Origin of the sequence: Mycobacterium sp. NPDC050551, assembly GCF_040674075.1 — a bacterium.
Lineage (GTDB): Bacteria > Actinomycetota > Actinomycetes > Mycobacteriales > Mycobacteriaceae > Mycobacterium.
In genome coordinates this window covers 1-22823 of the sequence record NZ_JBFARC010000004.1, presented here as the reverse complement: position 1 = coordinate 22823, position 22823 = coordinate 1, and the positions used below count along the sequence as shown (strand labels likewise).

Here is a 22823-nt window from a genome sequence, read left to right as displayed (position 1 = left end):
CGCGCCAAACGTGCGCTCAAAGCGAGATTCCGGCTCGGATGTCGCAGTGAGCGCACGTTCGGCGGTTCAGCGGAGGGTCAGTCCTCCAGCGCGTCGAACAGCGTGGCCAACTGGCTCGGTGTGACCGCCGTCCCGCACCGGTTTCGCAGGTCGGTCAGCGGCCGGGCGATGTTCTGCAGGTCGAAGTACTCGTTCGGGTGGCCCTCGAAGTAGCCGCGCACGTTGCGCTCCGCGTCAGCGGCCGGCTGGTTGACCGCGGCGGTCAGCACGTCGTTCGCGCCGGGGTGGGTGGCCAGGTAACCGCCCGCGGCGTTGAGCACACCGCTGGCGGTGGTGGCGTAGCCGCTGGCGCTGCACGGGTCGGGCTGGGCACTCGCCGCCGGGAGCGCGATGGTGGCCGCCGCGGCACCGCCGAGCAGGCATGCGGCGAATGCGCCGCCGATTGCACGGCGCACGGTCGTTGCTGGGGATGTCATGAGCTTGTCGTCCTCGTGTCGTCGGGCCGGGTCCGGCCTTCGGACCCGCTGGTCAATTACCCGCGGGACGCGGGCTCAACCGCGCCGCGGCGTTTGCCGGACAGCGGTAAGTTCGGGCAGGTGAGGCTAACCGAACATCTGAACGCCCACGGCGACGACGTCGCGGTGCAGACGTCAGCGCACACGCTGACCTACGGTGACCTCGCCGACCGGGTGGACGCCGCGGCCCGCGCCCTCGGACCGGACCGCAGGCTGGTACTCCTCGAGACCCGCAATGACGTCCCCACACTCGTGCACCATCTCGCCGCGCTGGCCGCCGGTCATGTCGTGCTCCCGGTGCCCGCGGGACGGGACCACGCGGCGATCCTGCACACCTACGACCCCGACGTCGTGGTCACCTCGGCCGGCGTGCACCACCGCCGCGCAGGCAGTCGGCATGAGCTGCATCCCGACCTCGCGGTGCTGATGTCGACGTCGGGCAGCACCGGTTCACCGAAGCTGGTGCGGCTCTCCCGCCGCAATCTGACCGCCAACGCCGTCGCCATCGCCGACTACCTCGACATCCGCCGAACCGACCGCGCCGCAACGACTCTGCCGATGTCTTACTGCTACGGCCTCTCGGTGGTGCACAGCCACCTGCTGCGTGGCGCCGGGCTGATCCTCACCGAGCGGTCGGTGGTCGACGACGAGTTCTGGGAGCTGTTCCGACGACACCGCGGCACGACGTTCCCCGGGGTGCCCTACACGTTCGAACTGCTGGACCGGATCGGGTTCGACGCGATGGACCTGCCCGATCTGCGCTACCTCACCCAGGCCGGCGGGCGGCTGCCGCCCGAGCGGGTGCGCCGCTACGCCGCACTCGCCGCCGACCGCGGCTGGCAGCTGTTCGTGATGTACGGCGCCACCGAGGCGACCGCCCGGATGGCTTATTTGCCACCGCATCTCGCGGCGACGAGACCCGCCTCGATCGGCGTGCCGATCCCCGGCGGATCGTTCTCCATCGACCCCACCGACGGCTGGCCCGACGGCACCGGCGAACTGGTCTACCGCGGCGCCAACGTCATGATGGGGTACGCGCACAGCCCGGCCGACCTGGCACTCGGGCCGGGCGACGACACGCTGCGCACCGGCGACATCGCCCGCCGCGGCGCCGACGGCCTCTACGAGGTGATCGGCCGCCGCAGCCGGTTCGTCAAGGTCCACGGTCTGCGCATCGACCTGCAGGCCGTCGAGTCCGCGCTGGCCGAGCGCGGCGTGAGCGCGTTGTGCACCGACCTCGGCGACGGCCTGGCCGTGGCGGCGACCGGGCCGTCGGACGGCACCGCGCTGCGGCGTCTCACCGCGGAGGTCGCAGGCGTGCCCGTCGACACGGTGCACGCGGCGGCGGTGCCCGAACTCCCCCAGCTGCCATCAGGCAAGCCGGACTACCCGGCCGTGCGGATGCTGGCCGACCACCCGGATGATGCGCCCGACAGCTCCGACCTGCGGTCGATCTTCGCCGACGTGCTGCAGATCGAACCCGCGGCCGTCACACCCGAGCGGAGTTTCGTCGACCTGGGCGGCAATTCGCTGTCCTACGTGACGATGTCGGTGCGCCTCGAGCGGGCGCTCGGCCGGCTGCCCGCCGACTGGCCGCGCCTCGCGGTGCGGGATCTCGAGCGCGCCGGATCGCCGCCGCGGCGACGGTGGGGCGCGACGCTGGAGACCAGTGTGGCGTTGCGTGCGATCGCGATCTTGTTGATCGTCGGCTCGCACGCCGGGCTGTTCGAACTGTGGGGCGGGGCGCACCTGCTGCTCGGCGTGGCCGGCTACAACGTCGGCCGGTTCTGTCTGACACCGCTGCCGCGCCGCGAACGGCTGCGCCACCTGCGGACCACCATCGCCTGGATCGCCGTGCCGTCGGTGCTGTGGGTGGCGCTGACGCTGCTGTTCATCGACCACTATCGCGCGTCGAACCTGTTGCTGACCAACAAGTTCCTCGGCCCGCACGACAGCATGACCGCGGGCAGGCTGTGGTTCGTCGAGGTGCTGGTGTGGATCCTGGCCGGGGTGGCGCTGCTGTGCGCGTCGACCGCCTTCGACCGGTGGGAACGGCGCTATCCGTTCGCGGCCGCCGCCGTGTTGCTGGGGTTCGGTATGACATTGCGGTACGACGTGCTCGGCTTGGAGCTCGGCCGGGATGCCTGGTTCACGGTGCTGGCCTTCTGGTTCTTCGCGGCGGGCTGGGCCGCGGCGAAGGCGGCGACGGTCTGGCAGCGCCTGACCGTCACGTGTGTCGTCGCCGTCGGGCTGATCGGCTATTTCGGCGACCCGCTGCGGGAAGTGATGGTGCTGAGCGGTTTCGCGTTGTTGATCTGGCTGCCTGCGATCCGCTGTCCGGCGGGCCTGACTGTGGTGGCCGGGGTGGTCGCCGAGGCGTCGCTGTACACCTATCTCACCCACTACCAGGTCTATCCGCTGTTCGACGGCCATCCCGCCGTCGGCGTCGTCGCCGCGGTCGCGGTGGGCGTGGCTCTCACCCAGGCGGTGACGACGCTGCGCAGGCGGCTACTCCCGGTCCGCGATCAGCCCCTCCTGCACCAGCGTGGCGGCGATGACGCCGTCGTCGCGGACCAGGCTGGCGGTGATCACGGCGCGGCCCCGCGCCGCGGCGGGTGAGGTCGATTCGAGCAGGTTCCACTGGTCGGCGCGCACCGGTCGGTGGAACCACACCGACGAGTCCGTGGTGCCGCTGCGGTGGGTGCGGGCCTGCATGGAGTGGCCGTGCGCCTGCAGTGCCGGATCGATCATGTACAGGTCGGTGACGTAGACCGCGACGAGCGTGTGGGTGAGCGGATCGTCGGGCAGGTCGACGGTGGCGCGCCACCACATCCGCCGCACGAACAGGTCATCCGAGCGTTCGTCGGCGATGCGGATGTCGAGTTCGTCGAGCGGCAGCGACGGCGCGGGCCCCGGCGGCCCGGTCTGCGGCAGGGTGTCCGGATGCGCAGGCATCGCGGATCGCCGCCCGTGCTCGGGTCCGGCGATCGGGGCGGCGAACGACACGGTCGCGGTGGTGAGCAGGCGACCCGCCTGCTGGGAGTCCACCCGGCGCGCGGCGGCGGTGCGGCCGTCGAACACCGGTGTGACGGTGTAGTCGACGGGGTCACCGGCCTCGCCCCCGCGCAGGAACTGCAGATGCATGTTGGTCGGCGGGCGGCCCGCGTCGACGGTGCGCGCGGCGGCCGCCAGGCTCTGCGCGGCGAACTGGCCGCCGAACGACCGTTTGCCGGCCGGGCCGCTGGCCGCGCCGGTCCAGCCGCCGTCCTGCGCCGGCTGCACGTCGAGCAGGGTGAGCAGCCGGCTCATGCGGAACCCGTTGCCACGACGCCGCTTCCGACGAGCCGGCCGAGGTCGTCGGCGCCCACGCCCAGCCAGTCGGACAGCACCCCGGCGGTGTCGTCGCCCAGCGCGGGTGCGGCGACGGCCGGTGGGTAGACACCGCCGATCGCCATCGGCAGCCCCGGCGCCAGGTACTCGCCGATGCGCGGCTGGACGAGGCGGGTGAACAGCGGGTTGTCGGTCACCCGGTCGTCGGTGGCAACATCGGCGAAGCTGCGGTAGCGCTCCCACAGCACCGACGTCGCCGCCAGGGCCGCGGCGATCTCGTCGGCGGTGTGTCCGGTGAACCACACGGTGAACAGCCCCGTCAGCGCGTCGCGATGACGGTACCGTTCGCCTTCGTCGGTGAAGTCGGCGCCGAGCGCCTGCCCCAGTGCGGCAACCGCTTTGGCGGTGCCGGTCGTCTCGGTGAGGTCGCGGAAATGCCGGTTGGTGAGCGCGACGACCATGAACGCGACGCCGTCGCTGCTGGTGAAGTTCTGCCCGTAGGTGCCGAACAGCGAGTTGCCGATCCGCTGCCGCTGCGCACCGTTGACCATCACCTCGGTCAGGAAGCTCAGGTTGCCCGCGGTGGCGAGCGCGACGTTGTCGAGCGGGATGCCGATCCGCGCGCCGGTGCCGGTGGCGTCGCGGTGCCGCAGCGCCGTCGACACCGCGAGCGCGGTGTACAGCCCACAGGTGACGTCCCAGGCGGGCAGCACGTGGTTGACCGGAGTGGCCAGCTGCGCCGGACCGGTCACCAGGGGGAAGCCGACCGAGGCGTTGACGGTGTAGTCCACTCCGGTGCCGCCGTCGGCGCGCCCCGACACCTCGACGTGCACGATGTCGGGCCGGAGCGCCACCAACGTGTCGTACGAGTGCCACTGTCGGCCAGCGACATTGGTGATGAACACGCCGGCGTCGGCGATGAGCCGGGTGACGAGGTCCTGGCCCTCGGGTGAGCGCAGGTCGGCCGCGACGGACCGCTTGCCTTTGTTCAGGCCTGCCCAGTAGATGCTGTCCCCGGCGTCGGTCACCGGCCAGCGGCGGTAGTCGGCCGCGCCGCCGATCGGGTCGACGCGGATCACCTCGGCGCCGAGCTGAGCGAGCGTCATCCCGGCCAGCGGCACCGCGACGAAGCTCGAGATCTCGACGATCCGGACGCCGGCCAGCGGTCGCGTCGGGTCGGGGGCTGGTTCGGCCATCCGCTCAAGCTAGCAAGCGGCAGTCAGAGCGTGGTCATGGTGAGCACCGCCGACTCGATGGTGTCCTCCGAGAGCAGCACCTGCAGCGCGGCATCGCCGAGCGGGATGAAGCTGTCCTCGCCGGCGACGCGGGCCAACGGGCCGGTGTAGCCGTGGGCGAGCAGGGTGGCGAGCACCCCTTCGCCGACGCCGCCGGTCGTTCTGGTCTCGTCGACGACGAGCACGCGGCCGGTGGCGCGGGCCTCGCGCAGCATGTCCTCGACGGGAAGCGGTGCCAGCCAGCGCAGGTCGACGACGCGGATACCGATGCCTGCGCGCTCGAGACGGCGCGCCACCCGCAGACTCATCCGCACGCCGTTGCCGAACGTCAGGACCGTCAGGTCGGCACCGTCGCCGTGGGTGCGGGCCCGTCCGATCGGCGCGACCTCCTCCGGATACGGCGCCAGCCACTGCTCGTCGCCGTCCTGGTACAGGTCACGGGTGTGGTAGAGCGCAATCGGCTCGAGGTAGACGCACACCGTGCCCGCGGCGTCGGCGGCCGCGGCGCAGGCGTGCAGCATCGCCGCGGCGTCGTCCGGTCGCGACGGCGAGGCGACCACCACGCCGGGGATGTCGCCGATCGCGGCGATCGAGTTGTCGTTGTGGAAGTGGCCGCCGAACCCCTTCTGGTAGCCGTATCCGGCGATCCGCACGATCATCGGATTGCGGTACTGGCGATCGGAGAAGAACTGCAGGGTCGCGCCCTCGCCACGGATCTGGTCGGCGGCGTTGTGCAGGTACGCCAGGTACTGGATCTCCGGAATGGGCAGCAGCCCCGACATGCCGGCGCCGAGCGCCAGCCCGAGGATGGCCTGCTCGTCGAGCAGCGTGTCGAAAACGCGAGCGCGCCCGGCCGCGTTCTGCAGTCCGCGGGTCACCCCGTACACCCCGCCCTTGCGGGCGACGTCCTCGCCGAACACCAGTGCGCCAGGCCTGCGTTCGAGGATCTCGCGCAGCGCCCGGTTGATCGACTGCGCCAGCGTCAGCGGGTCACCGGCTTCGCCTGCGGGCGCGAGGGATTCCGGGCGCGCCGATGCCGCGACCGCCTCGGCCATCGCATCGCGCAGCGGCCGCACCACCTCGGTCGTCGTCTCGAGTTGCGGCAGGCCGACAGCCTCGCGCCCTGCGGCGAGCACCTCGGCACGGACGGCCTCGTAGCGGTCGATCACCTGCTCGGGCGTCAGCACACCCGCGGCGACGAGGTGGCCGGCCGTGCCGAGCAAGGGGTCCCGGTCGAGATCGGCCATGATCTCGTCGGGCCTGCGGTAGGCGGGCTCGAAGTCCGAACCCGCATGCCCCATCAACCGGACGGTGCGCAGGTGCAGGAAGGCGGGCCGACGGTTGCCGCGCACGTACGCGGCGGCGGCCCGTGCCACGTCGAACGTCTCGGCCGGCTCGGCGCCGTCCGCCGCGAAATACTGCAGCCCGGCGCGGTTCTCGTACGTCCTGGCCACCCAGCCGCGCGGTGTCGGAGTGCTGATGCCGATGCCGTTGTCCTCGCAGACCAGCAGCAGCGGCATCGGCAGACCCTGGTAGGCCGAGTGCATCGCGGTGTTGATGGCGCCGACCGCGGTGGAGTGATTCACCGAGGCGTCGCCGAAGCTGCACACCGCCAGTGCGTCGTCGGGCCAGGCGCCCGCCACGCCGAGCTTGCGGGCCCTGGCGATGGAGAACGCCACACCGACCGCCCGCGGCAGGTGGGAGGCGATGGTCGACGTCTGCGGGATCACGTTGAGCCCGCTGCTGCCGAAGACTTTGTGCCTGCCGCCGGAGATGGGTTCCGCCGCCGCGGCGACCAGCCCCAGCAGCACGTCGCGCACGGCCTCCGCCATGCCGTCACGGCCGCCGGCTTGGCCGGCCCGCGCCACGAAGAAGCCACCGGACCGGTAGTGCAGCAGGGCGGGATCGGTGACGCGGAGGGCGGCCGCCACCGCCGCGTTGCCCTCGTGCCCGGAGGAACCGATCGTGTAGAAACCCTTGCCTTTCGACCGCAGTTCGCGCGCGGCGATGTCGAGGTGGCGGCTGCGCAGCTGGGCGTCGAAGATGTCGAGCGCCTGTTGTGCGGTGAGCGCTGTTCCGTCACGAGGAGGGACCCGCGGCGTGCCGCCGGTCATCGCGCCTACCGCCGCGAGGAAGTGGGTGTCGACGGATTCGGCCATCACGCCGTCCCGGTCGCGGCAGGCAGGACATCGCGCACGAATTCGACGATGCGCGCCGCATCGGCACCGTCGGTGTCCTGGTCGGGATCGTAGATCGCGAGGCTGGCGCCCACACATCCGCCGGCCCCGGCCATCGCCAGGACCAGTGCGGTGAGCTGCCGCCACGTCAGTCCACCGGGTTCGTCGGGGACACCGGGCAGCCCCTGCGCGGGGAATTCGACGGGATCGAGGACGTCGAGATCGATGTGCAGCCACCACTTCTGGGTGGACAGCGCCGCGAGCGCGCGGCGCCCGGTCTGCGGCGGGTCGGCCGCGACGTCGGCCAGCGGCGCCAGCCACACCCCCCAGTCGGCCAGCGTCCCGACATTGAACTGCTTGCGCCACAGCTCGTCACGCGGTCCGAGCACCATCAGCCGGTCGCGCTGCAGCGCCGGAAGGCGCTGCGCCAGCGGGCCCTTCAGGAGCCGGCCGGTGAGGCCGAGCAGCAGACCGATCTCGGTGTTGGCGGCCTCGCCGTCCTCGGACACGTCGAGTGGCATGGTGTCCTCGTGGCCGTCGACGAACACCAATCCGGTGTCGCCCGCGTGGTCGCGCAGGCCGGTGGCGATGCCGAAGAGCATGGCGCAGTCGCCGCCGAATATCACCGGGAACCGGCCGGAGGTGACCGCGGCGCCCACCCGTTCGTTGAGCGCGTCGGTCATCGCGAGAAGGGCGGGCTCGTTGATCAGACCGTTGCGGCCGCGGGCGGGTTCCGCCTGCGGCAGGACGATGTCGTCGTCGCGGACGACTTCGCCGACGTCTGCGAGGCCCGCGGCGCGCAGTGCCGCCGCCGCGCGGGCCTGGTTGCCCACGCGTCCGTAGCCGTCGAACGGCACACCGATCAGCTCGACGGTCGTCATCGTCAGATGAGCTCGATGGCCTCGGCGATCGACGGCAGCACCCGGCTGGGCCGGAACGGGTACCGCTCGATGTCGGCCTGCGTGGTGGACCCGGTGAGCACCAGGATGGTCTCCAGCCCGGCCTCGATTCCCGCGACCACGTCGGTGTCCATCCGGTCGCCCACCATCACGGTGCTCTCCGAGTGCGCCTCGATGCGGTTCAGCGCGCTGCGGAACATCATCGGATTCGGCTTGCCGACGAAGTACGGTTCGCGGCCGGTGGCCTTGGTGATCATCGCCGCGACCGAACCGGTCGCAGGCAGCGGCCCCTCGGCCGAGGGCCCACTCACGTCCGGGTTGGTGGCGATGAACCGGGAGCCGCTCAGGATCAGCCGGACCGCCTTGGTGATCGCCTCGAACGAGTAGGTCCGCGTCTCGCCGAGCACGACGAAGTCGGGGTCGACGTCGGTGAGGGTGTAGCCCGCCTCGTGCAGCGCGGTGGTCAGGCCGGCCTCGCCGATGACGTAGGCCGACCCGCCGGGCAGCTGGTCGGCCAAGAACGTCGCGGTCGCGAGCGCCGAGGTCCAGATCGAGTCCTCCGGCACCGTCAGCCCCGACCGGGACAGCCGGGCGGCCAGGTCGCGCGGGGTGAAGATCGAGTTGTTGGTGAGGACGAGGAAGGGCCGTTCGAGTTCGGTCAGTCGCATCAGGAACTCGGCGGCGCCCGGCAGGGCGTGCTCCTCCCGGACCAGGACGCCGTCCATGTCGGTGAGCCAGCACTTCGGTGTGTCACGCACCCGTTCAGTGTGTCAGCCGTGGCAAGAGCCGGTTGCGAAGTAGTGCTAACCCCCACCCGGCTGTCCGGCCAGCACCATTCCGGCCGCACCCCCGTGGCCATAGCGTCATTCCTGTACCGACGCGAAAGGGATGACGGACATGGTGGCTACGGAATTGATTGCCGGAGAACGACTTCTGCGCTCGTGCGGTTCGACCACGATCGACCCGCAGCTGGCCGCGCGATTCGAGCGGGATGCGCTGCCCTACGTCGATCAGCTGTACCGGGGCGCGCTGCGCCACACCCGCAATCGGATCGACGCCGAGGACCTGGTGCAGGAGACGATGATGAAGGCCTACGTCGGCTTCGCCACCTTCCGCGAGGGCAGCAACCTGCGGGCCTGGCTGTTCCGCATCATGAGCAACGCCTGGATCGGCGCCTACCGGACATCACAGCGCAGGCCCGACGAGTTCCTCACCGACGAGCTGACCGACGCCCAGTTCTATGCCACGGCGGCGTCGCGACCGTCGGCCGAACTGGAGGCGCTGGCGGGGATGACCGACGACCATGTGCGGGCCGCGCTGGACGCACTTCCGGAGGGCCAGCGGCTCGCGGTGTACTACGCCGACGTCGAGGGCTACAAATATCAGGAGATCGCCCACCTGATGGCCGTGCCGCTGGGCACCGTGATGTCGAGGGTGCACCGCGGGCGGCGGCAGCTGCGCCGGCTGCTCGCCGACGTCGCCGGGGAACGCGGCTACGCGGCGCCGGTCGCCGTCGCGTCCTGATTCCGCGTCACTCCGGCAGCCGTAGCTCCGGCTTCTCGACTTCCTCGATGTTGACGTCCTTGAAGGTGATCACCCGCACCTGTTTGACGAACCGCGCCGGCCGGTACATGTCCCACACCCAGGCGTCGGAGAGCCGCAACTCGAAGTACACCTCGCCGTTGGCGTTGCGCGGCACCATCTCGACGCTGTTGGCGAGGTAGAACCGCCGTTCGGTCTCCACGACATAGCTGAACTGACCGACGATGTCCTTGTATTCGCGGTACAGCGAGAGCTCCATCTCGGTTTCGTACTTCTCGAGATCCTCGGCACTCATGCGCTGCGCTGTCCTTCTGCTCGGTTCATGTCATCTTTCCTCACCCGACGTCGCCCCGCTGCTCCGGCTCCAGATCCAGCGCGTCCAATACTCCGCCGGGGGCGTCGCGGACCACCACCTCGGTGCGGCTACCCGCGCGTCGCACGTTCACAAACGAATACCGGTGCTCGGGACACGGCCCCAGCTCCGCCAGCGCCGCGGTGTGCGTCGACGTGCAGTAGCCCTTGTGCAGCGCGAACCCGTAACCGGGATGGTCGTCCTCCATGGTCACCATCAGCCGGTCCCGGCTCACCTTCGCCAGCACGCTCGCCGCCGCGATGCACGCCGCCGCGGCATCGCCGCCGATCACCGGGAGGGACGGCATCGGCAGCCCCGGCACCCGGAACCCGTCGGACAGCACGTACCCCGGCCGCACCGGCAGGCCCGCCACCGCACGGCGCATCCCCTCGATGTTGGCCACGTGCACACCGCGACGGTCGACCTCGGTCGACGAGATGAACACCACGTGATAGGCCAGCGCGTAGCGGCGGATCAGCGGGAACAGCCGCTCGCGCTCCTTCTCGCCCAGCTTCTTGGAGTCGTCGAGCGCGGCCAGGCTCTCCAGCCGGTTCGGGCCCAGCACACACGCCGCGACGACCAGCGGACCGGCGCAGGCACCGCGGCCCACCTCGTCGACACCCGCGACGGGCCCCAGCCCACCGCGGTACAGCGCAGACTCGAGCGTGCGCAGTCCGGCGGACTTCCGCATCACCGCCCGGGGCGGCCAGGTCGCCGGCACGCTCAGCCTCCGCATCTCGCGCCGCGGCTCGATCGCCGCCGCTAGGAATCCGTCTGGGGGTCCACCGAGCCGACCCCGCCCCACCGAGACGGCGGCCACGCGATGAACCGCGCCTTGCCGATCACATTGTCCACCGGCACGGTGCCCGCCGTCGGGTCGCCCGTGCAGAGCAGCCCGCGCTGCGCGTCGGCGGGCTGGTTGCTGCAGTGCGCGCGGGAATCGGCGGAGTGGGTGCGGTTGTCGCCCATCACCCACACCCTGCCGTCGGGCACGGTGACCGGTCCGAACTCGTTGCCCAGGCAGGGATAGATGGCGGGATCGGCCATCATGGTCTGCGGGTCGAGGTACGGCTCGGCGAGGCGCTTGCCGTTGACCGTGAGCCCGGTGGCGGCGCGGCATTCCACCGTCTGCCCGCCCGTGGCGATCACGCGCTTGACCAGATCGTTCTCGTCGGGCGGGACGAAGCCGACGAACGAGAGCGCGTTCTGCACCCAACGGATCGCGGTGTTGTCGGACCGGATCGACTTGTAGCCGATGTTCCAGTTCGGCGGGCCCTTGAACACCACGACGTCGCCGGGCTCGGGCTGGGTGAACCGGTAGGTCAGCTTGTCCACCATGATGCGGTCACCCACACAGCCGGGACATCCGTGCAGCGTCGGCTCCATGGACTCCGACGGGATCAGGTAGGGCCGCGCGACGAACGTCAGCATGACGTAGTACAGGACCAGCGCGATGGCGACGAGGATCGCGCCCTCGCGCAGCGCGCCGCGCTTGCGGTCCGGCTTTTCCTGCTCGCGATCCGGCTCTCGGTCCGGTCCCGCTTCACCGCTGACGGTGTCCTCGGCCATCCCGTCGGCTGGAGGGTCGGCGGGCTCGCTGGATCGGGTCACCAGGTCAGACTAGCCAGCGTGGCGTGCAGACCGCCGCAGCGGCCACAGCGCGGCAAGTCAGCGCTTTTCCTTGATCTTCGCCTTCTTGCCACGCAGTTCGCGCAGGTAGTACAGCTTGGCCCGGCGGACATCGCCGCGGGTGACCACGTCGACGTGGTCGACGTTGGGCGAGTGCACCGGGAAGGTGCGCTCGACGCCGACGCCGTAGCTCTCCTTACGCACGGTGAAGGTCTCGCGGACCCCGCCGCCCTGACGGCGGATGACCACACCCTTGAAGACCTGGATGCGCTCCTTGGACCCCTCGATGACCTTCACGTGGACATTGATGGTGTCGCCGGGGCCGAAAGCCGGGATGTCGTCGCGCAGCGACGTCTGGTCGACGAAGTCCAGCGTGTTCATCGGTGACACTTCCTTGTTTGTTCGCGGCGTCGGGGCAGGCTGTCGCAGTGCGGCGCGCCACCGTGCCGGGGTGTTCCGGGCGTTTCGAGGTGTATCACGCAGCACACGGCAGGTACCGGCCGCTGCGGACAACTGCTCAATTGTGCCAGACGGGCACCTGTGCAGTGAAATCGCCGGTCGATCCGGGTGCGGACGGCCGACCGCGCCGGCGCGAAAAAGGCGGGCAGGCGTGCCGCACGCCGACCCGTTAGGCTTGAACCACCGGCCAGGGGCGACGATGCGACCGCCGGATTCCCACGACTTCCGAGTATGCCGAGGAGAGATATGCGACGGCCGTGCAGGGTCGTGACGGCCGGCGCAGCCCTCGTGGTCGCGGCGCTCACGGTCTCGGGGTGCGAAGCGCGGGTGTACGGCACGCCACCGCCGCCGGCCGACGCCCCGCACCTGACGGTGGTGGCCCCGGAAGGCAGCATGGCTCCGCTGCCCATCGCGCCGCCCGACCAGCCCGCCGCCACCTTCGACGGCCTGGCCGACCGGGCCCAGCAGGCCACCGCGGAGGCCGCCGACGCCGGCGCCGACATCACCGCCCTCGTGCTCGACCGCAACACCGGGCTGACGGTGTCCAACGGCAACACCCGCGGCATCGCCATCGCGTCGGTGGTCAAGCTGTTCATCGCGGACGAGATGCTGCGCAGCGAGGAGCCGCTGTCGCCGGAGGACCGCACGTTGTTCGACGCCATGCTGCGCAAGTCCGATGACAGTGCCGCCGAGGTGTTCTGGAATCGCTACGGCGCCAGCTCGATCGTCACGAAGGTGGCCGCCCGCTACGGGCTGGGCGGCACCCGCCCGCCCAGCAACGGCCTCTGGTACAACACCATCAGCACGGCCGCCGATCTGGTGCGCTTCTACGACATGCTGCTCTCCGGTGCGGGCGGGCTGGCTCCCGACAAGGTCGACATGATCGTCGGCGACCTGTTCTCGGCGGCGCCCACCGGCCTCGACGGGACCCAACCCGGCGGAACCTATCCCCAGCGTTTCGGCATCCCCGACGGGTTGCCGGGCGAGCGGGTCGGCTACAAGCAGGGCTGGATGTGCTGCGTCGGGTCGGACTGGATGCACCTGTCCACCGGCATCATCGGCGAGGACCGGCGCTACGTCATGGTGGTCGGCTCCGACCAGCCCACCGGCGCGCCCGCCGCCCGCGAGACCATCACGCAGTTCGTCCGGACGATGTTCCCCGGCGGCCGGATCTCCAGCTAGGAATCGCCGCCGAGCAGGTCGGGCCTGCGGTCCTTCGTGCGCTGCTCCGCCTGTTCGCGCCGCCACGCGGCGATCTTCGCGTGATCGCCCGACAGCAGCACGTCGGGCACCGCCAGGTCACGCCACAACGGCGGGCGGGTGTAGCTGGGTCCCTCCAGCAGTCCGTCGGAGTGCGAGTCGTCCCGGTGCGACGCCGGATTGCCCAGCACGTTGGGCAGCAGCCGGACCACCGCCTCGACCATCACGACAGTCGCGGACTCGCCGCCGGTGAGCACGTAGTCGCCGATCGACACCTCCTCGACCCGCATGCGCCTCGCCGCGTCGTCGGCCACCCGCTGGTCGATGCCCTCGTAGCGGCCGCAGGCGAACACCAGGTGCCGTTCTGTGGTCCACCGCTGCGCCGTGGCCTGATCGAACAGCCGGCCGGCAGGCGTCGGGACGACCAACAGGGTGTCATCGGTGCAGATCTCGTCGAGCGCGTCGCCCCACACCGGCGCCCTCATCACCATGCCGGGGCCGCCGCCGTAGGGCGAGTCGTCCACCGACCGGTGCACGTCGTGGGTCCACCGCCGCAGGTCGTGTACGCCGAACTGGATGTGGCCGGCCTCGATCGCCCTGCCGGGCAACGACTCCCGTAGCGGGTCGAGGAAACGCGGGAAGATCGTGATGACGTCTATCCGCATGCCGTCAGTTCATCTCCAGCAGGCCCTCGGGCGGGTCGATCTCGACGTACCCGTCGGTCAGCGACACCGAGCTGACGATGGCGGCCACGAACGGCACGAGCACCTCGGCGCCGCCGGAACGGCGCACCGCGAGCAGCTCACCACCGGAGGTGTGCAGCACCTCTGTCACGGTGCCGACCTCGAGACCCTCGACGGTGCGCACGGTGAGACCCTCGAGCTGGTGGTCGTAGTACTCGTCGGGCTCCTCGATCGGCGGCAGGTCCGCGGAGTCGACGAGGAACAACGTGCCGCGCAGTGCGTCGGCGGCAGTGCGGTCCGCCACGCTCTGCACCCGGACCAGCAGCCGCCCGCCGTGCGGGCGCACCGACTCGACGACGTACTCGCGTTCGGCGCCGGCCCTGGGCCGGGCGCGCAGCCGGGCGCCGGCGACGAAACGGCCCTCGGGGTCGTCGGTGCGGACATCGACGACGAACTCCCCCGTCACGCCGTGCGCCTTGGCGACACGACCGACTACCAGGTCCATCGGTATCCCCGAGTCGTTTCGGCCCTGCCCAGCGGCAGGGGGACTACTGGTCGGTGTCCACCACGTCGACGCGGATGCCCCGGCCGCCGATCGCAGCCACCAGGGTGCGCAGCGCCGTCGCGGTGCGCCCGCCGCGGCCGATCACCTTGCCGAGATCGTCGGGATGGACGTGCACCTCGACGGTGCGGCCGCGCCGGTTGGTCACCAGGTCGACCTGCACGTCGTCCGGGTTGTCCACGATCCCCCGCACCAGATGCTCGACGGCGTCGACGACGACAGTCACGGCCCCGCTCAGCTCTCGGCGTCGGCGGTGGCGTCGGCGGTGGCGCCGGCGATGGTGGCGTCAGCGCCCTCGGCCGCAGGCTCGGACTTGTCGGCCGAACCGGACGGGTCGGCGGTCGCCTCGATGTCGGACGCGGCCTTCTTGGCGGGCGCCTTCTTCTTCTTGGGCTGGGTGGCCTCAGCGCCGGAGCCGCCGTCGGCCTCCGCGAGCGCCGCGTTGAACAGGTCGAGCTTGCTGGGCTTGGGCTCCTTGACCTTCAGCGTGCCCTCCGCGCCGGGCAGACCCTTGAACTTCTGCCAGTCGCCGGTGATCTTCAGCAGAGCGAGGACGGGTTCGGTGGGCTGGGCACCGACACCGAGCCAGTACTGCGCGCGCTCCGAGTCGATCTCGATGAAGCTCGGGTCTTCCTTCGGGTGGTACCGGCCGATGACCTCGATGGACCGGCCGTCGCGGCGGTTGCGCGCGTCGGCGACGGCGATGCGGTACTGGGGGTTGCGGATCTTGCCGAAACGGGCGAGTTTGATCTTGACAGCCATGGTGTGGCGATTCTCCTTGTCTGCCACGCTTGCAATTCAAGCGACGCGGGCGGGATGCCCGGTCCGGTTTTGCCTTGCGTGTGTGACCACCGGGCGGCCGTAGTCGCCCGGTAGACAGCCGCCCATTGTGCCAGAACCGACAGGTCAAGCGGAAATCACGGCGTCACTGCTTGTCGAAGCACTTCACCTCGACGCGCCTGCTCATCCGCCAGCCTGCCTCGGCGCGGACGAACTCGTCCTCGTACCAGAGGCCGATCAGCATGGTGGTCGGCTGGTCGCCGGCGAACACCATCGGGTTGAAGCAGAACGTACGGGCGGTCGCGGTGTCGCCGTCGAGGTGGATGGCGGGCAGCCCCAGCATGTGGGCGTAGCCGCTGAAGAACTTCGGCAGCACATCGGCCAGCCATGGCTTGATCTCCGGGTAGCGGCCGTCGATGCCACCGGTGGCCCGGTAGTCGATGTAGGCGTCGGGCACGAACACCTGGTCCAGCTCGTCGAATCGCCGCCGGTCGATCGCCTCCGAGTAAGTGACCAGCAACTGCTGGATCTCGAGCCGGTCCGAGATCTCCGCCTGCGACAACATGGCGTCATTCAACACGACCGCCGCGGCCGGTGATCTTGCGGTCAACGTGATTCAAAGGATCGACCGGATCCGCCGATCGACGTGTACTACAGCAAGCCCTCGAAACGGCCCCGCCGACGCCGCGTTCCCGCGCGTCACCACACCCTCGGAGTTTCCTTGTGTTCAAGCGTCTTTCACGCCTCGCCGCGGCATCAGCAGTTCTCCTCGCGACGGTGGTCGCGTGCGCCGATGACAACGGCGGCTCGGGCTACACACTGCGCATCGGCGCCACCTCCCCCACCGGGACGCCCGCCGGATCGTTGGGATGGGGCGACAAGGAGGGCATCCTCTCCGAGCAGCTCAAGGCCGCAGGCGTCGACAAGATCGAGTACTCGTTCTTCCAGTCCGGCAGCGATGTCGCCTCGGCGCTGTTCGCCGGCGCCGTCGACGTGGCCGCCATCGGCGACAACCCCGCCCTGCGCGCCCGCAGCAGGGACCCGAAAGTCGTTCTGCTGAGCCTTGACTCGATCAACGGTGACGCGTATCTGGTGGGCGCAAGGGGTGGACCGACCGACATCGCAGGCCTGGTCGGCAAGTCGGTCACCGCACCGCAGGGCACCATCCGGGACCGGGCGGCCAAGCAGCTGATCGCCGCGGCCGGGCTGACCGGCAAGATCGAGGTCCGCGACGTGCCCACACCCGAATCCATCGCCGGGTTGAGCTCGGGACAGATCGACGCCACCGTCGTCACCGGTGCCAGCGCGATCGAACTGCAGAACAAGGGCTTCCCCATCATCGACAGCCTGTCGCGGCACGACTTCGGCAGCACCGGGACCAACATCGCACTCACCACGTTCACCGAGGCGCACCCCGAGTTCGCCGACGCCTGGCGCAAGGCCGTCACCGCGGTCAACGTCGACATCACCGAGAACTTCGACGCCTACCTCGCCTGGGTCGCCCAGACCGACGGCACACAACTGGACTTCGTCAAGGAGGCGACGAAGAAGGACGAGTTCAACACCGAACCGTTCCCCGCCGAGGGCGTGGACCAGCTCGAGGCCGCGTACGAATTCCTCAATGCGGACGGCTCACTGGAGAACGAGTACTCGGTACGTGAGTGGGCCGGGGCCGAGCAGTGACGGCCGCGGTCGCGCAGGCACGCCCCGGCGCACCGGCACCCGAGCTGATCGACGTCGTCGCCGGGCAGCGCCGCCGGCGCGGCGTGTGGGCCCGCATCCCGCGCCCGGTGCGCCGCATGGTGAGCCCGGTGCTGATCCTGGCGGCGTGGACCATCGGGTCGACCACGGGTCTGCTCAACCAGGACCTGTTCCCCAATCCGGCGCACGTCGCCACCACCGCGTGGCGGCTGCTGTCCGACGGCCAGCTCGCCCTGCACGTCGGTGCGTCGGCGACCCGGGTGCTGACCGGCACCGTGCTGGGCATCCTGCTCGGTGTGCTGCTGGCGGTGCTGGCGGGCCTCACCCGCACCGGTGAGGACCTGCTCGACTGGACGATGCAGATCCTCAAGGCGGTCCCCAATTTCGCGCTCACGCCGCTGCTGATCATCTGGATGGGCATCGGCGAGGGCCCCAAGATCGTGCTCATCACCCTCGGCGTCGCGATCGCCATCTACATCAACACCTACGCGGGAATCCGCGGTGTGGACCAGCAGCTGGTCGAGATGGCCCAGACCCTCGAGGCGCGCAGATTCACGCTGATCACCCAGGTCATCCTGCCGGGTGCGATGCCGAACTTCCTTGTCGGCCTTCGCCTGGGGCTGTCCAGCGCATGGCTGAGCCTGATCTTCGCCGAGATGATCAACACCACCGAGGGCATCGGCTTCCTGATGTCGCGGGCGCAGACCAATCTGCAGTTCGACGTCTCCCTGCTGGTGATCGTGATCTACGCGGTGGCGGGCCTGGCGTCCTACTCACTGGTGCGGGTGCTGGAACGGGTGCTGCTGTCCTGGCGCAACGGCTTCACCGGTTTCGAAGGCACGGCATGAGCGCTCCGGTGGTGACCGTCCGGGGCCTGCGACGCGCATTCGGCGCGCAACGGGTGCTCGACGACCTCGACCTCGACATCGCCGACGGCGAGTTCGTCGCGATGCTGGGCCGTTCCGGCTCCGGCAAGAGCACCCTGTTGCGGATCCTGGCCGGTCTCGACGACCAGGTGACCGGATCGGTGGTGGCGCCGCGGTCACGAGCGGTGGTGTTCCAGAATCCGCGGCTGCTGCCCTGGCGCCGGGCGCTGCCGAATGTGACCTTCGCCCTGACCGACCGGGGGCCGGACACGCCGAGCCGCACCGACCGTGGCCGCGCGGCACTGGCCGAGGTGGGCCTGTCCGACAAGGCCGGCGCGTGGCCACTGTCGCTGTCCGGCGGTGAGGCGCAGCGGGTCGCGCTGGCGCGCGCGCTGGTCCGCGAACCCGACCTGATGCTGCTCGACGAGCCGTTCGGGGCGCTCGACGCGCTCACCCGGATCAAGATGTACAAGCTGCTGCACGAACTCTGGGCGCGCAGGCGGATGGCGGTCCTGCACGTCACCCACGACGTCGACGAGGCAATTCTGCTGGCTGACCGGGTGGTGGTGCTCTCCGGTGGTCGGGTGTCGCTGGATCGGCCTGTCGGACTGCCGTTTCCGCGCACCCGAGGCGACGCGGGCTTCGCCGAACTGCGCGCCGACCTGCTCGCCGAACTCGGGGTCCGCGAGGAGGTGGGCGATGACCGGCACGACGTCGTCTCCTGACGTCCACGACACCGACGTCCTCGTGCTCGGCGGCGGCCCCGCCGCGACCTGGGCGGCGATCTCGGCGGCCGAGAGCGGCAGCCGGGTCACGCTGGTGGACAAGGGTTATTGCGGAACGAGTGGGGCCACCGCCGCCGGGGGCAACAATCTGTGGCTGGTGCCGCCGGGGACGCAGCGCGACGACGCGGTCCGCCGCCATCAGGCCGTAGCGGGCGGCATCACCGACGAGGACTGGATGTCGCGGGTGCTCGCCACCTCATGGGAGCGCATCGAGCACCTGGCGCAGTGGGGCTACCCGTTCCCGGTCGGCCACGACGGGGAACCGCTGCGCAGCAGCCTGCAGGGACCCGAGTACATGCGACGGATGCGGCGAAGGGCCCACCGCAGCGGCGTACGGATCCTCGACCACCATCCCGCGCTCCAGCTGACCACCGACCGCGACGGGGCCGTCGACGGCGCCGCGGGCATCGCGCGGCAGGACGGCGGCAGGCCGTGGCGGATCACCGCGGGTGCGGTGGTGGTGGCCACCGGCGGCACCGCCTTCCTGTCCGGGACGTTCGGCACCAACGTCGACACCGGCGACGGACTGCTGATGGCCGCCGAGCAAGGTGCACAGCTGTCCGGCATGGAGTTCAGCAGCTCCTACGCGCTGGCGCCGGAGTGGGGCGTGCACACCAAGGGCCGGATGCTGCAGTGGGGCAGCTTCTACGACGAGGACGGGCAGCCGCTGGCCACCCGGCCCGGCCTGACCGGACGGCAGGACGCCCAGTGGGCGCTGGCGCACGGCAGGCGGGTGTTCGCCCGGCTCGACCGCGCTCCGGCACATGTGCGGCAGACGATGCGCGACGCGCAGCCCAACTACTTCCTGCCGCTGGACAAGGCGGGCATCGACCCGTTCCGCACCGCCTATCCGGTGCGGATGGTCTACGAGGGCAGCGTGCGCGGCACCGGCGGTCTGCGGATCATCGGACCCGATTGTGCGACAACGGTTCCCGGCGTGTTCGCTGCGGGCGACGCCGCGACGCGCGAACTCGTCACGGGCGCGGTCAGCGGAGGCGGCAGCCGCAACGGATCCTGGGCGATCGCCTCCGGGACGTTCGCGGGGCGCGGCGCCGCCGAGTTCAGCAGGCGCCGCAGGGCCGACTCTGCCGCGGCCGTCTCCGGCTCCGTCCGGGGCGGCAGCGGCGCACCCACCGTCGACGAGGTGGTCCTCGCGGTGCAGTCGCACATCCTGCCGCCGATGCGCAGCTACCTGAAGACGGCGGACCGGCTCCGTGAGTCGGCGGCGGCGCTGGAGACGCTGTGGCGCGACGTGTCCGGCGGCCTGGCGCCGCTGCCCGATCGGGAGGCCTACAAGGGGCGTCAGGCGGTGGCGCTGGTGGCGATCGCCCGCTGGATCACCGCGGCGTCACTGGCCCGGCAGGAGAGCCGCGGCCTGCACCGCCGCGAGGACCTCCCCGACATGTCGCCGGCGTTCGCGCACCGCATCCTCGTCGGCGGGCTGGACGAGGTGTGGACCGCGACCGATCCGGTCACAACGCGGTCCGCGGCCGACCCGGTGGCGGCGGGGAGGTGCGCGTGATCGAGATCGTCAGCGCGCAGGCCTGCATCGCCTGCGACATCTGCATCAAGGTCTGCCCCACCGACGTCTTCGACCGCGGGCCGGACGGGGTACCGACGATCGCCCGTCAGAGTGACTGCCAGACCTGCTTCATGTGCGAGGCGTACTGCCCCGCCGACGCCCTGTACGTGTCCCCCGCGGCGACGCCCGTCGGGGCGGACAGCCCGCACGCCGACGAACACTCGGTCGCCCGGTCCGGCCTGCTCGGCGGCTACCGCCGGATGGTCGGCTGGGGCCGGGGCCGGGAGGCCGGCGCGCGCAAGGACCGGAATCCGCTGCTCTCGGCGGTACCACCGCTGCCCGAATCAGCGCTGCCCGTCCCGGCGCCGGTCTGCGACCAGATGTGGAACCACCCGCAACCGTCGGGTTAGGCTCACCGCCCATGGGGAGGCTACTGGCGGCTGTGACCGCCGCGCTGTGTCTGTTCGCTTCGAGCGCGACGACGACCACGGTGACGGCCTCGGCCGTGCCCGCGGTGGGCGTCAGCCAGCCGACCGGTTCGCTCCCCATCCCCGAGGGACCCGCCCAGGCCTGGGTGGTGGCCGACATGGACACCGGCCGCGTGCTCGCCGGCCGCGAACAGAACACCCGCTACGCCCCGGCCAGCACCATCAAGGTGCTGCTGGCACAGGTGGTCCTCGACGAGGTGCCACTGGACTCGACGATCGTCGCCGACGAGGCCGACACCAGGGTCGAGTGCAACTGCGCCGGCGTGCAGCCCGGCCACGTCTACACCGCCCGTCAGCTGCTGGAGGCGCTGCTGCTGGTCTCCGGCAACGACGCGGCCAACACGCTGGCCCGGATGCTCGGTGGCGCGGACGCCGCGGTCGCGAAGATGAACGCCAAGGCGGCGGCGCTCGGCGCGAACGGGACCAACGCGGTCACCCCGTCCGGACTGGACGGCCCGGGCATGCCGTTCTGGTCGACACCGCACGACCTCGCGGTCATCTTCCGGGCGGCGATGGCCAACCCGGTGTTCGCACAGATCACGGCCATGCCGTCGACGGTGTTCTTCACCAAGGCCGGCGACGCCGTGCTGGTCAACCAGGACGAACTGCTGCACCGCTATCCGGGTGCGATCGGCGGCAAGACCGGCTTCACCGACATCGCGCGCAAGACCTTCGTGGGCGCCGCACAGCGCGACGGCCGCAGGTTGGTGGTCTCGATGATGTACGGCCTCGTCAAGGAGGGCGGGCCGACGTACTGGGATCAGGCCGCGGCCCTCTTCGACTGGGGTTTCGCGCTCAACCGCGACGCGGGAGTCGGCGCGCTGTAACCCGCGGCCGGCGTCGTCACACCTGTCGACACCGAGCTGCAATGGCTTCGAGACGATTTCGATGCGGCGGCAACACTACGCTCGGCGGCCGTGGCCACGTCGCGCGAGCGTTCCCTGGCGCGCACGCTGGTAGCGGCGCTCGCCGTCCCGATCCTGGCGGTCATGCCCGTCCCGGCCGCCGCGGCGGACCCCGTCGGGGTTGCCCCCGCGGGTGCCGTGTCGCTGCCCGAAGGACCGGCGCAGTCGTGGCTGCTCGCCGATCTGGACTCCGGGCGGGTACTGGCCAGCCGCAACCCTCATGAGCCGCACGCACCGGCCAGCACCATCAAGATCCTGCTGGCAACGGTGGTGCTCGACCATCTGCGGCCGGACAACTTCGCACGCGCCAACCAGTCGCACACACAGGTCGAATGCTCGTGTGTGGGGCTGAAACCCGGCCAGCCGTACACCACCCGCCAGCTGCTGGAGGCACTGCTGATGGTGTCGGGCAACGATGCGGCGAACATGCTGGCCGACATGCTCGGCGGCCAGCGGGTCGCGGTGGCGGCGATGAACCGCAAGGCCGCGAGTGTCGGTGCGCGCAGCACCAGGGCCTCGTCGCCGTCGGGACTCGACGGGCCGGGATGGGAATCCATCACCACCGCGCACGACCTCGCGCTGATCACCCGGGCGGCGCTGCGCTATCCGCTGATCGCCCACATCATGGCGCAGCCGTCGGCGCAGTTTCCCGGCAAGACGATCACCAACCAGAACGAGCTGCTCAGCCGCTACCCGGGCGATATCGGCGGCAAGACCGGCTTCACCAATCTCGCCCGTAAGACCTACGTCGGCGCCGCCCAGCGGGGGACCCGCCGCCTGGTGGTGGCGCAGATGTACGGCAGCGGGGACCTCTACGGCCAGGCGACCGGCCTGTTCGACTGGGGCTTCGCCCAACCGGCGTAGTCACACCTTCGTTGGGCAGGAGGCTTCGCTTCGCGGGTGATGTGTCATAGCGAGCGGGTAGTTTCGAACACATGTTCGAAGTGCTGCCGCCAGAGATCGAAGAGCTGCCCGAGTTGGCCGATTCGGTGGTCTGCGACGCGATCACTGGTTGGGCGCGCATCGAAGCCGCCGCCTGCGCACGCAAACACGCCGCGATGGCCGAACTGTTCACCCGCCGCACCGGCTGTGACACCGCGAGGACCGCAACATCTGGTGGGTCGACCCCGACGCGGCCGTCGGCGCCGAGATCGGCGCCGCCCAGAACATCAGCAGCGGCCTGGCCTTGTTCC

General features: G+C 70.6%; 25 protein-coding genes. 10 read left to right on the top strand and 15 right to left on the bottom strand.

Translation table 11 applies throughout. The features are described 5' to 3' along the window. Positions 1-77: 77 nt before the first annotated feature. Positions 78-476, bottom strand: a complete 399-nt coding sequence (locus AB0K11_RS16490; RefSeq protein ID WP_364978631.1) for a heme-binding protein — start codon at positions 474-476, stop codon at positions 78-80. A gap of 120 nt (positions 477-596) precedes the next feature. Here AB0K11_RS16490 and AB0K11_RS16485 point away from each other — a divergent pair, with 120 nt between their 5' ends. Next, positions 597-3134, top strand: coding sequence for an AMP-binding protein (locus AB0K11_RS16485; protein ID WP_364978628.1), 2538 nt, complete (start codon positions 597-599; stop codon positions 3132-3134). Here AB0K11_RS16485 and AB0K11_RS16480 read toward each other — a convergent pair. From AB0K11_RS16480 to AB0K11_RS16460, 5 genes are read right to left on the bottom strand one after another with little or no spacing between them, the layout of a single operon-like run. Further along, positions 3024-3824 carry an acyl-CoA thioesterase domain-containing protein gene (locus AB0K11_RS16480; RefSeq protein ID WP_364978625.1) on the bottom strand — a complete coding sequence of 267 codons (801 nt, stop codon included), beginning with the start codon at positions 3822-3824 and terminating at the stop codon, positions 3024-3026. The two genes, AB0K11_RS16485 and AB0K11_RS16480, sit on opposite strands and share 111 nt — an antisense overlap. Beyond that, positions 3821-5041: a CoA transferase gene (locus AB0K11_RS16475; RefSeq protein ID WP_364978622.1), complete on the bottom strand. Its 1221-nt coding sequence runs from the start codon at positions 5039-5041 to the stop codon at positions 3821-3823. Before AB0K11_RS16475 ends, AB0K11_RS16480 begins: the two co-directional genes overlap by 4 nt. Before the next feature lie 23 nt (positions 5042-5064). Further along, complete coding sequence (locus AB0K11_RS16470; RefSeq protein WP_364978619.1) at positions 5065-7239, bottom strand: thiamine pyrophosphate-dependent enzyme; 2175 nt, start codon at positions 7237-7239, stop codon at positions 5065-5067. After that, complete coding sequence (locus tag AB0K11_RS16465; RefSeq protein ID WP_364978616.1) at positions 7239-8138, bottom strand: arginase family protein; 900 nt, start codon at positions 8136-8138, stop codon at positions 7239-7241. Before AB0K11_RS16465 ends, AB0K11_RS16470 begins: the two co-directional genes overlap by 1 nt. A gap of 2 nt (positions 8139-8140) precedes the next feature. Continuing rightward, positions 8141-8914: an HAD-IIA family hydrolase gene (locus tag AB0K11_RS16460; protein WP_302914396.1), complete on the bottom strand. Its 774-nt coding sequence runs from the start codon at positions 8912-8914 to the stop codon at positions 8141-8143. A gap of 139 nt (positions 8915-9053) precedes the next feature. On the opposite strand from AB0K11_RS16460, the gene AB0K11_RS16455 reads away from it, so the two are divergent. Then, positions 9054-9680 (top strand): sigma-70 family RNA polymerase sigma factor, encoded by a 627-nt coding sequence (locus AB0K11_RS16455; protein WP_364978611.1) that lies wholly within the window; start codon positions 9054-9056, stop codon positions 9678-9680. A gap of 7 nt (positions 9681-9687) precedes the next feature. Here the strand turns inward: AB0K11_RS16455 and AB0K11_RS16450 are convergent, their stop codons facing one another. The 4 genes from AB0K11_RS16450 to rplS form a co-directional block, all read right to left on the bottom strand. Continuing rightward, the gene (locus tag AB0K11_RS16450; RefSeq protein ID WP_207358246.1) at positions 9688-9993 is read right to left on the bottom strand and encodes a DUF2469 domain-containing protein; all 306 of its coding nucleotides are present in this window, start codon (positions 9991-9993) and stop codon (positions 9688-9690) included. A gap of 40 nt (positions 9994-10033) precedes the next feature. Beyond that, positions 10034-10771, bottom strand: coding sequence for a ribonuclease HII (locus tag AB0K11_RS16445; RefSeq protein ID WP_364978607.1), 738 nt, complete (start codon positions 10769-10771; stop codon positions 10034-10036). A gap of 41 nt (positions 10772-10812) precedes the next feature. Further along, positions 10813-11619 (bottom strand): signal peptidase I, encoded by an 807-nt coding sequence (gene lepB / locus AB0K11_RS16440; RefSeq protein WP_364980374.1) that lies wholly within the window; start codon positions 11617-11619, stop codon positions 10813-10815. A 99-nt stretch (positions 11620-11718) separates the two neighbouring features. Further along, the gene (gene rplS / locus AB0K11_RS16435) at positions 11719-12060 is read right to left on the bottom strand and encodes a 50S ribosomal protein L19 (protein WP_364978604.1); all 342 of its coding nucleotides are present in this window, start codon (positions 12058-12060) and stop codon (positions 11719-11721) included. Between the two features lie 324 nt (positions 12061-12384). Between rplS and AB0K11_RS16430 the strand changes: the two genes are divergently transcribed. Further along, positions 12385-13320, top strand: a complete 936-nt coding sequence (locus AB0K11_RS16430) for a hypothetical protein (RefSeq protein WP_364978601.1) — start codon at positions 12385-12387, stop codon at positions 13318-13320. Here AB0K11_RS16430 and trmD read toward each other — a convergent pair. From trmD to AB0K11_RS16405, 5 genes are all read right to left on the bottom strand, one after another. Further along, on the bottom strand, positions 13317-14003 hold the full coding sequence (trmD, locus tag AB0K11_RS16425; RefSeq protein ID WP_364978598.1) for a tRNA (guanosine(37)-N1)-methyltransferase TrmD: 687 nt from the start codon (positions 14001-14003) through the stop codon (positions 13317-13319). The genes AB0K11_RS16430 and trmD overlap by 4 nt on opposite strands. A 4-nt stretch (positions 14004-14007) precedes the next feature. Next, a complete protein-coding gene (gene rimM, locus AB0K11_RS16420; protein WP_364978595.1) occupies positions 14008-14526 on the bottom strand; it encodes a ribosome maturation factor RimM in 519 nt (172 codons plus the stop codon). Between the two features lie 43 nt (positions 14527-14569). Next, complete coding sequence (locus AB0K11_RS16415; protein WP_364978592.1) at positions 14570-14809, bottom strand: RNA-binding protein; 240 nt, start codon at positions 14807-14809, stop codon at positions 14570-14572. Positions 14810-14817: 8 nt separating this feature from the next. Next, positions 14818-15345 (bottom strand): 30S ribosomal protein S16, encoded by a 528-nt coding sequence (rpsP, locus tag AB0K11_RS16410; protein WP_364978589.1) that lies wholly within the window; start codon positions 15343-15345, stop codon positions 14818-14820. Positions 15346-15508: 163 nt separating this feature from the next. After that, a complete protein-coding gene (locus AB0K11_RS16405; RefSeq protein ID WP_364978586.1) occupies positions 15509-15928 on the bottom strand; it encodes a nuclear transport factor 2 family protein in 420 nt (139 codons plus the stop codon). 158 nt (positions 15929-16086) lie between these two features. Between AB0K11_RS16405 and AB0K11_RS16400 the strand changes: the two genes are divergently transcribed. The 7 genes from AB0K11_RS16400 to AB0K11_RS16370 all read left to right on the top strand — a co-directional run bounded on the left by AB0K11_RS16400 (position 16087) and on the right by AB0K11_RS16370 (position 22494). Continuing rightward, a complete protein-coding gene (locus AB0K11_RS16400; RefSeq protein ID WP_364978583.1) occupies positions 16087-17046 on the top strand; it encodes an ABC transporter substrate-binding protein in 960 nt (319 codons plus the stop codon). Next, entirely contained in the window at positions 17043-17912 is an 870-nt protein-coding gene (locus AB0K11_RS16395) for an ABC transporter permease (RefSeq protein ID WP_364978580.1), read from the top strand. The genes AB0K11_RS16400 and AB0K11_RS16395 overlap by 4 nt, the downstream gene beginning before the upstream one ends. Further along, on the top strand, positions 17909-18655 hold the full coding sequence (locus AB0K11_RS16390; RefSeq protein WP_364978577.1) for an ABC transporter ATP-binding protein: 747 nt from the start codon (positions 17909-17911) through the stop codon (positions 18653-18655). The genes AB0K11_RS16395 and AB0K11_RS16390 overlap by 4 nt, the downstream gene beginning before the upstream one ends. After that, on the top strand, positions 18630-20237 hold the full coding sequence (locus tag AB0K11_RS16385) for an FAD-binding protein (RefSeq protein ID WP_364978574.1): 1608 nt from the start codon (positions 18630-18632) through the stop codon (positions 20235-20237). The genes AB0K11_RS16390 and AB0K11_RS16385 overlap by 26 nt, the downstream gene beginning before the upstream one ends. After that, positions 20234-20647 carry a ferredoxin family protein gene (locus AB0K11_RS16380; RefSeq protein ID WP_364978571.1) on the top strand — a complete coding sequence of 138 codons (414 nt, stop codon included), beginning with the start codon at positions 20234-20236 and terminating at the stop codon, positions 20645-20647. The genes AB0K11_RS16385 and AB0K11_RS16380 overlap by 4 nt, the downstream gene beginning before the upstream one ends. Before the next feature lie 11 nt (positions 20648-20658). Continuing rightward, the gene (locus AB0K11_RS16375; protein WP_364978568.1) at positions 20659-21552 is read left to right on the top strand and encodes a serine hydrolase; all 894 of its coding nucleotides are present in this window, start codon (positions 20659-20661) and stop codon (positions 21550-21552) included. A 162-nt stretch (positions 21553-21714) separates the two neighbouring features. Then, positions 21715-22494: a D-alanyl-D-alanine carboxypeptidase family protein gene (locus tag AB0K11_RS16370; RefSeq protein WP_364980371.1), complete on the top strand. Its 780-nt coding sequence runs from the start codon at positions 21715-21717 to the stop codon at positions 22492-22494. The last annotated feature ends 329 nt before the right edge of the window (positions 22495-22823 follow it).

Coding starts and splice junctions, on each gene's coding strand:
- AB0K11_RS16390 (WP_364978577.1), top strand. CDS start 17,909: ATGAGCGCTCCGGTGGTGACCGTCCGGGGCCTGCGACGCGCATTCGGC.
- lepB (WP_364980374.1), bottom strand. CDS start 11,619: ATGGCCGAGGACACCGTCAGCGGTGAAGCGGGACCGGACCGAGAGCCG.
- AB0K11_RS16450 (WP_207358246.1), bottom strand. CDS start 9,993: ATGAGTGCCGAGGATCTCGAGAAGTACGAAACCGAGATGGAGCTCTCG.
- AB0K11_RS16465 (WP_364978616.1), bottom strand. CDS start 8,138: ATGACGACCGTCGAGCTGATCGGTGTGCCGTTCGACGGCTACGGACGC.
- AB0K11_RS16405 (WP_364978586.1), bottom strand. CDS start 15,928: ATGTTGTCGCAGGCGGAGATCTCGGACCGGCTCGAGATCCAGCAGTTG.
- rimM (WP_364978595.1), bottom strand. CDS start 14,526: ATGGACCTGGTAGTCGGTCGTGTCGCCAAGGCGCACGGCGTGACGGGG.
- AB0K11_RS16490 (WP_364978631.1), bottom strand. CDS start 476: ATGACATCCCCAGCAACGACCGTGCGCCGTGCAATCGGCGGCGCATTC.
- AB0K11_RS16475 (WP_364978622.1), bottom strand. CDS start 5,041: ATGGCCGAACCAGCCCCCGACCCGACGCGACCGCTGGCCGGCGTCCGG.
- AB0K11_RS16480 (WP_364978625.1), bottom strand. CDS start 3,824: ATGAGCCGGCTGCTCACCCTGCTCGACGTGCAGCCGGCGCAGGACGGC.
- rplS (WP_364978604.1), bottom strand. CDS start 12,060: ATGAACACGCTGGACTTCGTCGACCAGACGTCGCTGCGCGACGACATC.
- AB0K11_RS16430 (WP_364978601.1), top strand. CDS start 12,385: ATGCGACGGCCGTGCAGGGTCGTGACGGCCGGCGCAGCCCTCGTGGTC.
- AB0K11_RS16370 (WP_364980371.1), top strand. CDS start 21,715: ATGCCCGTCCCGGCCGCCGCGGCGGACCCCGTCGGGGTTGCCCCCGCG.
- AB0K11_RS16455 (WP_364978611.1), top strand. CDS start 9,054: ATGGTGGCTACGGAATTGATTGCCGGAGAACGACTTCTGCGCTCGTGC.
- trmD (WP_364978598.1), bottom strand. CDS start 14,003: ATGCGGATAGACGTCATCACGATCTTCCCGCGTTTCCTCGACCCGCTA.
- AB0K11_RS16375 (WP_364978568.1), top strand. CDS start 20,659: ATGGGGAGGCTACTGGCGGCTGTGACCGCCGCGCTGTGTCTGTTCGCT.
- rpsP (WP_364978589.1), bottom strand. CDS start 15,345: ATGGCTGTCAAGATCAAACTCGCCCGTTTCGGCAAGATCCGCAACCCC.
- AB0K11_RS16470 (WP_364978619.1), bottom strand. CDS start 7,239: ATGGCCGAATCCGTCGACACCCACTTCCTCGCGGCGGTAGGCGCGATG.
- AB0K11_RS16385 (WP_364978574.1), top strand. CDS start 18,630: ATGACCGGCACGACGTCGTCTCCTGACGTCCACGACACCGACGTCCTC.